The organism is Caulobacter sp. BP25 (genome assembly GCF_002737755.1).
In the GTDB taxonomy this organism is placed as follows: Bacteria; Pseudomonadota; Alphaproteobacteria; order Caulobacterales; family Caulobacteraceae; genus Caulobacter.
Genome location: NZ_PEGH01000008.1, coordinates 110141 through 122910 on the forward strand (window position 1 = coordinate 110141; position 12770 = coordinate 122910).

Below are 12770 nucleotides of genomic sequence, written 5' to 3' on the forward strand. Positions count from 1 at the left end.
GCAGCGCCGGGTGAGGGGGTGCGCCGCCCTTGCCGGAGAGATCTTTCGACCCCTCATCCGTCGCCTACGGCGACACCTTCTCCCGCAAGGGGAGAAGGTATTACTTCAACTCATCCACATCCAGCGCCGCCAGCGCCCGCGTCAGGGTCTCGGCGTCGGCCGTCAGCTTCACGAGGCCCTCGGTGGGCTCGCGCGTTTCCTCGTCCATATAGAGCGCGCGGTTGATCTCGATCTGCAGGGCGTGGGTGCGCTTGGCCGGGCGGCCGTAGTGCTCGGTGGTGTAGCCGCCGGCATAGGGCGCGTTGCGGACGACGCGGTAGCCCAGGGCCTCCAGCTCGCGTTCGACCAGGCCGGTAAGCTTGGGCGAGCAGGCCGCGCCGAAGCGGTCGCCCAGCACGATGTCGCACGAGCCGCTGCGGCCGCGCAGGCCGCGCGCGGCGGCGGCCGGCATCGAGTGCCAGTCGATCAGGATCGCCGACCCGTGCGCCGCCCGCGCCGCCGCCAGCTGGCGGTCGAGCGCGTCGTGATAGGGGCGGTGGGCCAGCTCGATGCGGTCACGGGCCTCGGCGAAGGTCAGTTTGCGGGCGTAGATCGGGCGTCCTTCGCCGGCGACGCGGGGAATCGCCCCCAGCCCCGCCGCGACCCGCGCCGTGCGGCCCTGGGCGTAGTCGGGCAGGTCCTCGTCGAACATGGCCGGGTCCAGTTCCCACGGCTCGCGGTTCAGGTCGACATAGGCGCGGGCCAGGCGCGCGAGAATCACCCCCGCGCCCAGGGCGGGGGCGCCGGCGATGATCCGGTCGACAAAAGCGTCCTCCGAAGCGCGCAATGTTTCGACCGGCAGGCGGGCGGCCTCGACCATGTCCGGTGGATAGACCCCGCCCGAATGCGGCGAAGCAAACACCAGGGGCGTGGGCGGCGGCGCGCCGGCCGCCGCCGCGCGCAGCACCTCAAAAGCTGGCCCGGTAAGGGTTTCCAGCGTCTCGGAAGAGATCGGCCGCGCAGCGCTCATGGCCCATCATCGAAGCGCGCGCCCCCGGGGTCAAACGGCGATTTGTCGGGGATCAAGCCGCGCGCCGATCCGTCCACAGCCGCGACGTTTAGGTTCATCCCCGATTTACGCTGAACTTGCTAAGGTGCCGAAAGCTACGACTTCTTAATCTTCAGGACACGTGACCTCATGGCCCGCATCCTTCTCGCCGAAGACGACGACTCCCTCCGCGGCTTCCTGGCCCGCGCGCTGGAACGCGCCGGATTCGAAGTCCAGGCCTGCGCGGACGGCGAGGAAGCCGTCCAGCATCTCGACACCAACTGGGACCTGCTACTGACCGACATCGTCATGCCCGGCATGGACGGTATCGAGGTCGCTCGCCAGGCGGCCGCTCGCGACCCTGGTCTGCGCATCATGTTCATCACCGGTTTCGCCGCCGTGGCCCTGTCGGCGCAAGACCGCGCGCCGGCCGGTTCCAAGGTGCTGTCCAAGCCCGTCCACCTGCGCGACCTGGTCGCCGAGGTGGAGAAGATGATGGCGGCCTAAAAAACCGCTCGAAAAAGTTTTCGGGCGGCTTGCGCGCCGGCCAAGCCGCCGCTATACCCCCACACCTTCCCGGCCGGGACGTCTTCACGAAGGCGCTTCGGATCGCTTCGGCGGACGCGTAGCTCAGCGGGAGAGCACTACGTTGACATCGTAGGGGTCACAGGTTCAATCCCTGTCGCGTCCACCATTCCCCCTTCCTTTTTTAGTCTGACCGTGCGTGGGCCTTTGGCTCGCTCGGCTCTGGCGTGCGTCGTGTGGATCGCGGACGTGGCGCCCCCTCCGATGGGAGGGGTGAGGTGAAAGGGGGTAAGGCGTCGGACGGAGCGCCGACTGTGGCTATCCTCATCTGGGCTACGGGCGTTTGCCGATCAGAGTATACCGCCTACGGGGGCGGGCTGAGAAAGACGTCGTTGCAGACGATCAGTCTACGAGGCCCGTTCGTCCTTTCTCGAAATAATCAACGAGCGTATATGCGACATCAAGAAAGTCGTTGCGTGAAAGGTCGGCACCAGAGGTTCGTCTGAGAACGTAATCGAGAGTGGGGCCAAAGGCGAAGGTGCTCACAGGCACATAATGGCCACTTGTCCATTGACCAGCACCCACGGCGCGCAGTTGATTGATTAGCTTGTTCAAGCGTCCTCGATCTGCTCCATGTGCAAGGAGAATGCGCCCGAGATCAGGATCGCCCTCAACCATATCCCATAGCTTTGACAATCCCTCCTGCTCCGCCTGACGGCCTCGCAGGAGGTCAAGAGGGCTTTGAGGAGGCGGGCCGCCAATCTGTTTGCTGATCCGGCGGAGTTCGGATGATTTCTTGAACGAACGCCGCAGTGCCGCCAGCCAACCAGCCATCCCAGGGTTCCTCTATCCCACTGCCACGTCGCTGCGCCAATGGACTACATGAAGCGACCCCTGTGAACCCAGGCCCGTCCGTTCAGCGCCGGAGCTGTGTCGCGTCATCGCCAGCCGCACCGGATGTATCTGGGCCCCGGCGTTCGCCGGGGAGGTCGGTCTAGTGAGATGTCCGAACCGGTCGAAACGCTCCCCCTCAGAACGGCCGCGCCGTCAGCGTCACGCCGACCGTGCGCGGGTCGCCCAGGATCGCGGTGTAGGGCGTGACGGCGGTCGCCGTGGTGAAGGCGATGGCGTAGCGCTTGTCGAAGAGGTTCTTGGCCCACAGCGTCACCGACCACCGGTCGTCCTGGCCGCGCAGGCCGATCCCGGCGTTGGTCAGGGCGTAGCCCTCCTGGCGGCCATAGGCTGACAGCGGATTCAGGTAGGTGCGGCTGCGCCAGGTCTCGTTGGCGTAGGCGAACAGCGAAAGGCCGCTGGCGATCGGCTGCTCCCAGCGGGCGCTGATATTGCCGGTCCAGTTGGGCGCGAACGGCATCTGCTTGCCCGACAGGTCCGCCGTGACCGGGGCGCCGGCATAGGTCAGCTCTGTCGGCGGCGGGGCGTTCTTGTACGAGACGTAGATCGACTCGCCCCAGGCGGTGGCGAACGACAGGTTCAGATGCCGAGTGACCTGGGCCGCGCCCTCGGCCTCGATCCCTTGCAGCCGCACCTTGCCGACATTGGCGAGGTAGGAGCGGGTCGTGGCGCCGTTCGGGTCGATATAGGGCGCCTGATAGCCGTCGATCGTGTTGCGATAGAGGTTGACGTTCAGCGTCGCACGGCCGCCGGCCAGGGTGGTCTTGAGGCCCAGCTCGTAGTCGGTCGATTTCTCGGGGTCGATGATGATCCGGTCGCCGGGCCGGGCGCCCAGATTGGCCGCGCCGGACTTCTCGCCATAGCTGACGCTGGCATAGGCCAGGACCGCGTCGCTGATCCGATAGGACGGATTGATCAGCCAGGACAGCGAGCCGTCCTTGCGCCGGCCGCCTACGGTGAAGTCGGGGCCGGTGACGGCCGCGCGATAGACGGCCAAGGGCGCCAGGCGTCCGGTCAGGGCGACGCCGCCGAACGAGACGGCGGTGTTGGACGCCTCGCGATCCTCGTGGGTGTAGCGCAGGCCGGCGGCCAGGGCGGCGCGGTCGCTGACATGCCAGGTCCCGTGGCCGAAGATCGCCGCGCTGGTGGTGTCGGCCCGGCCGATCTGGTCGGCCTCGACCCCGTCCAGAACCGCGTCGGGCAGCAGCGGCGAGACGAAGAAGGCCGTGGCTTTCGACAGCAGGCGGACGCGGTAGTTGCTGCGCACCTCCTGTTTCAGCAGATAGATCCCGGTCTGCCAGTCCACCGCGCCGCCGGTTGGCGAGGCCAGGCGCAGCTCCTGAGAGTACTGATCGACATCGACGTCGTAGCCGCTGCGGAAGATCGGAAAGGGCGTGGAGTCGCTGTCGTTATTGGGGCGGAAATAGAACCGCCGCCAGGCGCTGATCGCGGTCAGGCCGTAGTCGCCCAGCTTGAACGTGGCGATGTTGGAGACGCCGTCAGTGCGCGAGACGGCGCGCGCCTGGGTGTCGAAATTGGCGTCTTCGACGTCATAGGACGAGGTGTAGCCAAAGCCGGCCGCCAGCTTGCGCGCCCAGCCGTTGCGGGGCGCTCCATTGGCGAAGGTCAGCGGGTCGGCCACTGCGGGCGTGTAGTTGTTGTACTCCTTGGTGTTGTAGTGCTCGACGATCAGGCGGTCGCTGAAGCTGGGGTTGGGATCGAACAAGAGCTGGCCGCGCACGGCCCAGCGACGGTTGTCCAGATACGACTTGCCGTCGGCCTTGTTGCGGATCCAGCCGCCGCCGGTGTCGCCGTAGAGGGTCAGGCGGCCGGCGACCTTGTCGGCCACGAGGGGCCCCGAGAGGTTGGCGCGCAGCTGATAGCGGTCGTGGTTGGCGGCCGTGCCGCTGACGAAGGCTTCGGGCGCGTAGGACGGCGCCTTGGTCGTGACCACCAGCGCGCCGACCGTGGTGTTCTTGCCCAGCAGCGTGCCCTGCGGGCCGCGCGCCAGCTCGACATGGTCCAGGTCGACGAAATCCAGCCACGAGAAGCCAGGATGGGTGAAGAAGACGCCGTCGACCATCAGGCCGACGCCGGCCTCCGAGCCATCGCTGTTGGCGTTGCCGCCCACGCCCCGCACGGTCAGGGTCGAGACCCGCGCGTTCTGTTGCAGGGCCCCGAAGTTGGCGATCTTGGCGGCGTAGTCGGCCACCCGGTCCAGGCGCTCGGTCTCGATGACCCGGCCCGACACGGCCGACACCGTGATCGGCGTGTCCTGCAGCTTCTCCTCGCGGCGGCGGGCGCTGATGATGATCTGGTCGACGGCGGTGTCCGTGACCTCGGTGGCGGGGGCGGAGGGCTCGGCCGCCTGGGCGGGGGCCGCCAGCAGCAGCAGGCCGCCCAGCGTGCTGGCGCCGGCCACCAGGACCCGTTTCCTAGACTCGCGCTTGGATGTCATCGACGCCCCCGGGAAGATGCTGGTGAACCGCGCCTCTTCCGATGATTAATCTATCATTGCGATAGGATTTGGGGCGCGGACGCGCAATCCAGTTCAGCTGAAACAGGGACGGATTTTCCTGATCGTGCGTGTTGGGCAACTCTGGACTTTGCCGATATTGGCTCTTGAGGGCGCTTCCCTTGGGTGTCGCCGCCAAAGACCGATGGCAAATCGTCTGGGACCAGAAAAAGGTTCAAGGTTCCTGGCCGCCCTGCGCTCGCCTCGTGAGCGGACAATGGGCGCGGCAGATTTCCGCTGCAATCTCAGGCTCTTGCGGCACGGGCGCGCACGTCTTCGGCCATGCTAAGCGCGGCCGCATCGTGGCGCGGCGCCGCATGGGTTTCGGAGTTAGCCCCATTTTGTGGCTTCAGAGCAACACCTGAATCCGGTGCGAGCGCGTTTGTCGTCGTGGGTCCCGCTGAGCATGTCGGGACGACGACATTCGAAAAGTAGAGGGTACACCAATGAAAATGCGGTTGCTGGTCGGCGTGGCGACGGTGGCGCTGGGCGCCGCGTCGGGCGCCCTGGCCCAAAGCGCTACGAGCGGTTGGTACGTCGGCGCAGACGTCGGCTATCACGAGCCGAAGGACGTCAAGGCCACGTCCTCCAACAATTATCAATGGAACTTCGGCGGCGATCATGACTGGGCCGGCTTTGGCCGCCTGGGCTACAAGTTCACGCCGAACTGGCGCGTGGAAGCCGAGTACGGCTACCGCCCCAGCGACATCAAGAGCGTCCGCGGGGCGGGCTTGGCCGGCTCGACGACGGGCCAGCCGGTCGGCCTCTGCACCGCCGGCGTGGGCCGCAGCCCGAGCGCGCCAGATTGCGGTGAGCCGGACGGCAAGTTCAAGGCCTCGACCCTGATGGCCAATGTCATCTTCGACATGGCGCCCAATTCGGGCCTGAACCCGTTCGTCGGCGTCGGCGCGGGTACGGCCTGGGTCCACAACAAGGTCTATGGCCAGCTGTCGGGCGTTCCGGCCGGCGGCGCTCGCTTCCAGAACACCAGCTTCGATGACGTCGATCAGGCTTTCGCCCTGCAGGGCATTGTCGGTCTGGGCTGGAACTTCGCACAGAACTGGTCGATGGACCTGACCGGTCGCTACCTGCGCACCAGCAAGCTGGACTGGGGTTCGGTAACGCAGAACGCCAGCACGAACGTTGGCGCTATCACTGACGTCGGCACGTTTACGGGCCGCTACAAGGACACCTCGGTGACCCTGGGCCTGCGCTACACCTTCGGCGCTCCGCCGCCGCCGCCCCCGCCGCCCCCGCCTCCGCCTCCGCCGCCTCCGCCGCCTCCGGAAGCGCCCCCGCCGCCTCCGCCCCCGCCGCCGGTCGCCCCGGCCTACGAGTCGCGTGAGTTCGTGGTCTACTTCCCGTTCGATCAGTACGTGCTGACCCCGGAAGCCCAGGCGGTGGTCCAACAGGCCGCCGACTACGCCAAGGGCGGCGGCGCGACCAAGATCGTCGTGACGGGTCACACCGACACCTCGGGCTCGGACACCTATAACCGCAGGCTGTCGGAGCGCCGCGCCAAGGCCGTTGCCGATGGTCTGGTGGGCATGGGCGTCAACGCCACGGCCCTGGCCGTCGACTGGAAGGGCGAAAGCGCTCCGGCCGTCGCCACCGGCGATGGCGTCAAGGAGCCGCTGAACCGCCGCTCTTCGGTGTCGATCAACTTCTAAGAGGTTTTCCGCCTGGAGAACCGGGAGGGCTGGCCGCAAGGTCAGCCCTCTTCTTTTGTGCAAAAGGCGCGGAGCGCAAGCGCTCAACACTCATCCATAGCCCGATCTCCCCGGCGAATGCCGGGGCCCAGGTTCAGCCTGAGCGATTTGGGATGATCCGAGATGCGCCCTCTCAAGCCGTCGTGCGCTAGCGGGTTCGATCTGGGCCCCGGCATTCGCCGGGGATGTCGGAATGGAGGAAACGAAAGGACGCTCCCGATGGGGGTCGGGAGCGTCCTGCACGGCGGACCTATAGAGGGCGGAGGCCGCCGCGACGTGGCCGGTATGGAGAACGCCGGCCTCGTATCTCGTTTCGAACTATACGTGGGCGGCTTTCGCGGGCGAGTCGAAACGGGCCGGATTCACCAGGTGCGACAATTGGCGCGGCAGGGGCGAGGGAACGCCCAGCAGGCCGGCGATGACGTGCTCGGCCAGCAGTGGCGCCAGGCACAGCCCGCGCGAGCCCAGACCCGTCAGTAGCCCAAGACCGTCCGCCCGCGCGCCGGCGATAGGCAAGTGATCGGGCACGGTGGCGCGCAGGGCCGCGCGGCCCTCGAACGCCAGGCCCTCCAGCCGCTGGGCCAGGCGCGGCAGGCCCTTGGCCAGGGTGGCGAGGTTGCGGGCGTGGTCCTCTTCGCGCACGTCGGTCGCCGTCTCGTCGCGGTCGTGGGTGGCGCCAAACAGCACGCCGTCTCGGGTCGGGATCGCATAGCCGCCGAAGGCCGCCGGCGAGGGCGTCGTGACGCCGCTGGCCCAGCTGGCCTGGCCGCGCACCGGTCGCAGAGGCAGGGCCGGATCGAGGGCTACGCTCGCCGCGCCGCCGGCCAGGATCACCGCGTCGGCCCGCACGATCAGGCCCCCGCCCGCGTCCAGCAGCCGCCAGCCGTCGCCGTCGCGCTCCAGGCGGGCGACGCGGACGGACAGGGTCTGGCCGATCCAGGCGGCGCGGATCGTCGGCGGCTCCACGACCTGGGCCGAGGCCATGGAGAGGGCCGGAGCCGCCTCGCCAAGCTGGGTTTCCGTCTCTTCGGGATCTAGCGGCCTCATGGTCGCGGGCTCGAAGATGTCCTGAACGGCGACGGCGGCGAAGCGGGCCGGATCGCGCTCGGCGCTGGCCAGTTGCAGCACCCCGCTGGCGACGACGCCGCCGGGCGTCTGGGCGTAGAGTCGCGTGGCCCGCGCCAGGGCCTGGGCGTACAGCGCCGCGCGGGGCCCGCCGCCGGCGTCGAGGGCCGGCGTGACCAGGCCCGTGGGATTGCCCGAGGCAGCGACGCCGTCGGGGTCGTCGATCACGGTGGCGGACAGGCCCTCGACCCGGGCCGCGCGGGCCAGGGCCGCGCCGGCGATCCCCCCGCCGATGATCGCCAGGCTTTGGGGACGCGGAGGGACAGCGCGCTCGCCGGAAAGCCAGGCCTCCAGCCGCTCGCGCTTGCGGCCAAAGCCGGGGCGCTTGGCGATCTCGAAGCCCGCCGCCTGCAGGCCGCGCCGCACCGCGCCGGCCACGGTGAAGGTCGCCGCGCGGGCGCCTGGGGCCGAGCGGGCGGCGACGGCGGCCAAGACCTCCTCGCGCCACATGGCCGGGTTCAGGGCGGGCGAGAAGCCGTCCAGGAACCAGGCGTTGGCGGCGCCGTCCCAGGCCTCCAGCGCCTCGACCACGTCCATGACGGCCAGATCCAGCACCGCGTCGAAGCCGGGCAGGTCGACCCGGTGGAAGCCGCGCGCCCGGCCCGGCCACGCGTCCAGCAGGACCTGCGCCGCCTCGCCCAGTTCCGGCCAGTGGGCGAGGATGCGGGCGGCCTCGTCGCGGTCCAGCGGATGGGCCTCGATCGAGAAGATCCGCAATCGAGCGCCAGGCGGCCTCTCGCGCCGCCACAGGTCCAGCAGCGCGGCGATGTTCAGCCCCGAGCCGAAGCCCAGCTCTCCGACCACGAAATCCTGGCGGCCCGAAAACCGCTCTGGCAGGCCGCAGCCTTGCAGGAACACCGCCCGCGTCTCGGCCAGGCCATCGACGCTGGAGAAATAGACGTCGCCGTACAGGCTGGACTGCGGCAGGCCGTCCTCGCGCCAGACGAGCGGACTGGAAGGGGCGGTGGGATCCATGCGGTTGCTAGAGCGCCGAGGCGGGGCGGGCGTCAAGGCTGCTCATAAATCTCCCCCAACAACCCGACCTCCCCGGCGAATGCCGGGGTCCAGATTCATCCCGAGCATCAGACGTGAAAGCGCCCTCCGCCGTGGATCGACGAAGGGCGCTCGTGGGTTCGATCTGGGCCCCGGCATTCGCCGGGGAGATCGGAGATTAGTTCTAGTGCGCGGCCTTCTTCTCGGCCGGCTTGGCGTCGGCGGCGGCCGTGGCCGAGGCTTCGGCCGGAGCGGTGGTCGAGGTAGCGCCGGTGGCGGCGGCGTCGGCCGGATCGACCGGGGCGTTGGCGGCGGCGGCGGCTTCTTTGTTGGCGTCGGCGGCGGCCTGGTCCTGGGCCGAGGCGGCCTCGGTCACGGTGCTGGCGTCGGCGGCGGCGGCCTCGGCGGCGGCGCTCTCGTCCCCGCCTTCTTCCTTGTTGCCGCAAGCGGCCAGCGACAGGGCCGACACGGCCACGCCGGCGATGATGAGCTTACGGAGCATGGTGGTGCGCATGAGGTTTCCCTTCCGAGTGAGCGCGTCTCTTCGACGTCTTCCTGGAAGGCATAACGCGTTCAGGGCTCTGCGCAAACGCGCGAGCCCGAACGTGTCGCATTATTCATTCGGGATCTGCTGCAGCGCCTCTTCCAGCTCGGCGAAGCTGGGCTGCGAGGCGCTGGGGACGTTGCCGCGGCCGATCTCGACCGAGATCTGGGCGGCGTTGCCGTGCAGGTGGGCGACCAGGACGGCCTGGATGATCTTGTAGAAGGCGTGGTCCTCGTCCAGCACCGCGGCCAGGCGCGTGGCCATCGGGCCGACCAGGCCATAGGCCATGAACACGCCCATGAACGTACCGACCAGAGCGCCGCCGATCATCGTGCCCAGCACGGCCGGCGGCTCGGTGATCGAGCCCATGGTCTTGATGACGCCCAGCACGGCGGCGACGATGCCCAGGGCGGGCAGGCCGTCCGAGAGCTGCGTCAGGGCGTGGGCGGCGGCGTGCGCCTCGTGGTGGTGCTTCTCGAGCTGCTTCTCCATCGCGTCCTCGACCTGGTGGGGATCCTCCAGGTTCATGGTCATCATCCGCAGGGTGTCGCAGATGAAGTCGACGGCGAAGTGGTCGTGGGTGATCTTCGGGTAGCGCTCGAAGATCTTGCTCTCGTGCGGCTTTTCGATGTGGGCTTCCAGGGCGATGACGCCCTTGGACTTCATCGTCTTGGTCAGCAGGAACAGCAGGGACAGCAGGTCGCGATAGTCCTGCGCCTTCCATTTGGGACCGGCGAAGATCTTGCCGAACCCGCTGAGGGTAGCCTTGATCACGGTCATCGAGTTGGAAATCAGGAACGCGGCGACGCCGGCCCCGCCGATGGCCATCAGTTCGTGTGGCGCGGCGTGAATGATCACGTCCATCTTGCCGCCCGAGATGATGTACGAGCCAAACACCAGGGCGAAGAGCAATACGATGCCGATGATCTGGAACATGGTGCGCAGCCGACCCCGAGTTTGAGCGCGCATCATCGGAGTTAATGCTTAATCCAAGGTTCTCGCCGCGACGATTAAGGGCGGCGCGGCCCCGCGACACGTTGCGCGGGCGCACAGGCGGGTCTAACGATCGTTTTGATGACTGGGGAGACATCAGAAGTCCGGACCAACCGTGGCGCGTTCGCCATCCTCTTCGGCGTGTCGGTGGCGACCGCCCTGGGGAACACCGGCATGCTGTCGGTGCTGCCCGCCATCGGCCGGCAGATCGGCATCCCCGACGCCATGGTCGCGGCCATCTTCTCCCTGTCGGCGGTGCTGTGGGCCGTGACGTCGCCGTTCTGGGCGCGCCAGTCCGACCTGCGCGGCCGCAAGCCGCTGATCATGCTGGGCTTGGCCGGCTTCTGCGTCTCGATGACGCTGTGCGCGATCGTGGTGTCAGCGGGCTTGCATCACCTGGCCCCGCCGATGGTGATCTTCGTGCTGTTCCTGCTGTGCCGAGCGCTGTTCGGCGGCGTGGGCTCGGCCGCCAATCCGGCCACCCAGGCCTATATGGCCGATCGCACCAGCCGCGAGGAGCGCACCCAGTCCATGGCGACGCTGGCGGGCGCCTTTGGCCTGGGCACGGTGGTCGGGCCGCTGCTGGCGCCGCTGTTCGTGCTGCCGGGCGTGGGCCTGGCCGGGCCGATGTTCGCCTTCGCCCTGATCGCCGCGATCATGCTGGTGGTCGTGCATCGCGGCCTGCCTGAGACCTTTAAGCCAGGGCGGGGCGACACCCCGCCGCGCCGCCGCGCCGCCCTGCCCTGGCGGGGCGAGGGGGCGGCGCTATGGCGCGATCCGCGCCTGAAGCCCTTCCTGATCTACGGCTTCCTGGTGGCCGCCTGCCAGACGGCCCAGACCCAGACCCTGGGCTTTCTGATTATCGACAAGCTGGGCCTGCCGCCGGTCAAGGCGCAGAGCTTCATCACCCTGGCCATGGCGGCCGGGGCGGTGGCGGGGCTCCTGGCCCAGTGGGGCCTTATCCGCATGTTCCGCATGGGCCCGCGCGAGCTGCTGCGCTGGGGCGCGGCGGCGGCGGTGCTTGGCAATGTGGTGGTGGCGCTGGCGCCCGACTATGCGGGAGTGGCCATCGGCTATGCGATCGCCTGCCTGGGCTACGGTTTCGCCCGGCCGGGGTTCACGGCGGGCGCCTCTTTGTCGGTGTCCGCCAAGGAGCAGGCCGGGGCCGCCGGCGCCATCGCGGCGATCAACGGCCTGAACGTCGTCGTCGCGCCGCTGTTCGTGCTGCTCTACGAGCAGATCGGCTGGGCGCCCTTCGCGTTGAACGCCCTGATCCTGGCCGCCATGCTGGCCTACGCCGTGCGCCAGACGGTGCTGCGTTCGGTCAGCCAGGCGTCTCCGGAACGGGAGGCGACGATCGCGGGGCTGGAGCGGTCGGACGAGGGCGGGGTTTGAGGCGGAGCCGAGCAACACCCGTCATTCCCGCCCCACGGGACCGGCTTCGCCGGCCCGAGGGCAAGCCAAGTGGCGGGAACCTCTGGTTCAGCTGATACGTGAGACGCAAGCGGACTGCATAGCAGTCCGCCCCACCCGCACCTGCGGCGTATAGAGGGGTTCCCGCCACAAGGGCGGGAATGACGGTGGGTTATGGGGAGAGGCTTTGAGCCCAGGCCTAAGCCGTCATCCGCTCCAGCGCGCGGCGGTCCTGCAGCACCACGTGGCGGACGCTGGGCAGGGCGATCAGGCCCTCGTCCTGCAGGCTGGTCAGGGTGCGCGAGACGGTCTCGATGGTCAGGCCCAGATAGTCGGCCATGTCCTGGCGGCTCATCGGCACGTCCAGCTCGGCCTTGGCGTGGGTGCGCTCGGCGATGTCGAGCAGCAGGCCGGCGACGCGTTCGCAGGCCGAGCGGCGGCCCAGCATCAGCACATGGTCCTGGCTGCGTTGCAGGCCCTCGGCGGTCAGGCGCAGGATGGCGCGGGCCGCGTCGCCGCGCCGGGCGGCCAGGTCGCTGAGGGCGCCGCGGCGGATCATGCGGATGGTCGTGTCGGTCATGGCCTCGGCCGTGACCCGGTGGGCCTCGCCCAGTTCCAGGCCGAAATAGTCGCCGGCGAAGTGGAACTCGTCGATCTGGCGGCGGCCGTCGCGCAGGATGCGATAGGTCCGGACCGCGCCGGAAACGACCTGGTAGACGTAGTCGGCGGCTTCGCCTTCGCCGAAGATCTCCTCGTCGCGGGCGAAGCGCGGGCAGGCGCAGGGGGTGGCGAGGACCGCGTCGAGATTGGCGTCCAAGTGGACGGGCGGTTCGAAGCTCTGAGCGCGGATCGGAGACAGCATTGGAAACCCCTGGTTGCCCGAGGGTTATTGCGCCAAAGCAAAAGTCGCGAAATTCGGGGCAGCCGCCTAAGGGACCCTCGCTAAGGGAAACCCCTTAGGCGGCGGCCCTTTACAAACGCGGTTTGACCAGGATCAAAGCCAACGGCTTGGAC

At 68.6% G+C, this 12770-nt stretch carries 10 protein-coding genes, 1 tRNA gene and 2 pseudogenes; 5 read left to right on the forward strand and 8 right to left on the reverse strand.

Translation table 11 applies throughout. The features are described from left to right. Nucleotides 1-100 precede the first annotated feature (100 nt). Nucleotides 101-1009, reverse strand: coding sequence for an N-formylglutamate amidohydrolase (locus CSW59_RS05410; RefSeq protein ID WP_201722723.1), 909 nt, complete (start codon nt 1007-1009; stop codon nt 101-103). A gap of 168 nt (nt 1010-1177) precedes the next feature. Here CSW59_RS05410 and cpdR point away from each other — a divergent pair, with 168 nt between their 5' ends. Further along, entirely contained in the window at nt 1178-1534 is a 357-nt protein-coding gene (cpdR, locus tag CSW59_RS05415) for a cell cycle two-component system response regulator CpdR (protein ID WP_099443077.1), read from the forward strand. Nucleotides 1535-1646: 112 nt separating this feature from the next. Further along, a tRNA-Val gene (locus CSW59_RS05420) sits at nt 1647-1721 on the forward strand. A gap of 233 nt (nt 1722-1954) precedes the next feature. Here CSW59_RS05420 and CSW59_RS20550 read toward each other — a convergent pair. Beyond that, nucleotides 1955-2386 (reverse strand): hypothetical protein, encoded by a 432-nt coding sequence (locus tag CSW59_RS20550; RefSeq protein ID WP_143754955.1) that lies wholly within the window; start codon nt 2384-2386, stop codon nt 1955-1957. Between the two features lie 89 nt (nt 2387-2475). Between CSW59_RS20550 and CSW59_RS21185 the strand changes: the two are divergent. Beyond that, a pseudogene (locus CSW59_RS21185) lies at nt 2476-2550 on the forward strand (hypothetical protein); the annotation flags it as partial. Nucleotides 2551-2582: 32 nt separating this feature from the next. Here CSW59_RS21185 and CSW59_RS05425 read toward each other — a convergent pair. Further along, entirely contained in the window at nt 2583-4886 is a 2304-nt protein-coding gene (locus CSW59_RS05425) for a TonB-dependent receptor (protein WP_236632157.1), read from the reverse strand. 539 nt (nt 4887-5425) lie between these two features. Here CSW59_RS05425 and CSW59_RS21650 point away from each other — a divergent pair. Next, nucleotides 5426-6649, forward strand: a complete 1224-nt coding sequence (locus tag CSW59_RS21650; protein WP_099443079.1) for an OmpA family protein — start codon at nt 5426-5428, stop codon at nt 6647-6649. A gap of 357 nt (nt 6650-7006) precedes the next feature. Here CSW59_RS21650 and mnmC read toward each other — a convergent pair whose 3' ends face one another. The 3 genes from mnmC to motA all read right to left on the reverse strand — a co-directional run bounded on the left by mnmC (nt 7007) and on the right by motA (nt 10286). Further along, nucleotides 7007-8788, reverse strand: a complete 1782-nt coding sequence (mnmC, locus tag CSW59_RS05435) for an FAD-dependent 5-carboxymethylaminomethyl-2-thiouridine(34) oxidoreductase MnmC (protein WP_099443080.1) — start codon at nt 8786-8788, stop codon at nt 7007-7009. Between the two features lie 202 nt (nt 8789-8990). Then, on the reverse strand, nt 8991-9320 hold the full coding sequence (locus CSW59_RS05440) for a hypothetical protein (protein WP_099443081.1): 330 nt from the start codon (nt 9318-9320) through the stop codon (nt 8991-8993). Between the two features lie 99 nt (nt 9321-9419). Beyond that, complete coding sequence (motA, locus tag CSW59_RS05445) at nt 9420-10286, reverse strand: flagellar motor stator protein MotA (protein ID WP_099443154.1); 867 nt, start codon at nt 10284-10286, stop codon at nt 9420-9422. 138 nt (nt 10287-10424) lie between these two features. Here motA and CSW59_RS05450 point away from each other — a divergent pair, with 138 nt between their 5' ends. Further along, a complete protein-coding gene (locus tag CSW59_RS05450; RefSeq protein ID WP_099443082.1) occupies nt 10425-11738 on the forward strand; it encodes an MFS transporter in 1314 nt (437 codons plus the stop codon). A 68-nt stretch (nt 11739-11806) separates the two neighbouring features. Here CSW59_RS05450 and CSW59_RS21205 read toward each other — a convergent pair. Both CSW59_RS21205 and CSW59_RS05460 read right to left on the reverse strand, forming a co-directional pair. After that, nucleotides 11807-11924: pseudogene (locus CSW59_RS21205) on the reverse strand (hypothetical protein); the annotation flags it as partial. A gap of 31 nt (nt 11925-11955) precedes the next feature. Further along, on the reverse strand, nt 11956-12618 hold the full coding sequence (locus CSW59_RS05460; RefSeq protein ID WP_099443083.1) for a helix-turn-helix domain-containing protein: 663 nt from the start codon (nt 12616-12618) through the stop codon (nt 11956-11958). Nucleotides 12619-12770: the final 152 nt, after the last annotated feature.

Bases quoted from the DNA above. Each gene is read 5' to 3' on its own strand.
- CSW59_RS05410 (WP_201722723.1), bottom strand. From the start codon at position 1,009: ATGAGCGCTGCGCGGCCGATCTCTTCCGAGACGCTGGAAACCCTTACC.
- cpdR (WP_099443077.1), top strand. From the start codon at position 1,178: ATGGCCCGCATCCTTCTCGCCGAAGACGACGACTCCCTCCGCGGCTTC.
- CSW59_RS20550 (WP_143754955.1), bottom strand. From the start codon at position 2,386: ATGGCTGGTTGGCTGGCGGCACTGCGGCGTTCGTTCAAGAAATCATCC.
- CSW59_RS21650 (WP_099443079.1), top strand. From the start codon at position 5,426: ATGAAAATGCGGTTGCTGGTCGGCGTGGCGACGGTGGCGCTGGGCGCC.
- mnmC (WP_099443080.1), bottom strand. From the start codon at position 8,788: ATGGATCCCACCGCCCCTTCCAGTCCGCTCGTCTGGCGCGAGGACGGC.
- CSW59_RS05440 (WP_099443081.1), bottom strand. From the start codon at position 9,320: ATGCGCACCACCATGCTCCGTAAGCTCATCATCGCCGGCGTGGCCGTG.
- motA (WP_099443154.1), bottom strand. From the start codon at position 10,286: ATGTTCCAGATCATCGGCATCGTATTGCTCTTCGCCCTGGTGTTTGGC.
- CSW59_RS05450 (WP_099443082.1), top strand. From the start codon at position 10,425: ATGACTGGGGAGACATCAGAAGTCCGGACCAACCGTGGCGCGTTCGCC.
- CSW59_RS05460 (WP_099443083.1), bottom strand. From the start codon at position 12,618: ATGCTGTCTCCGATCCGCGCTCAGAGCTTCGAACCGCCCGTCCACTTG.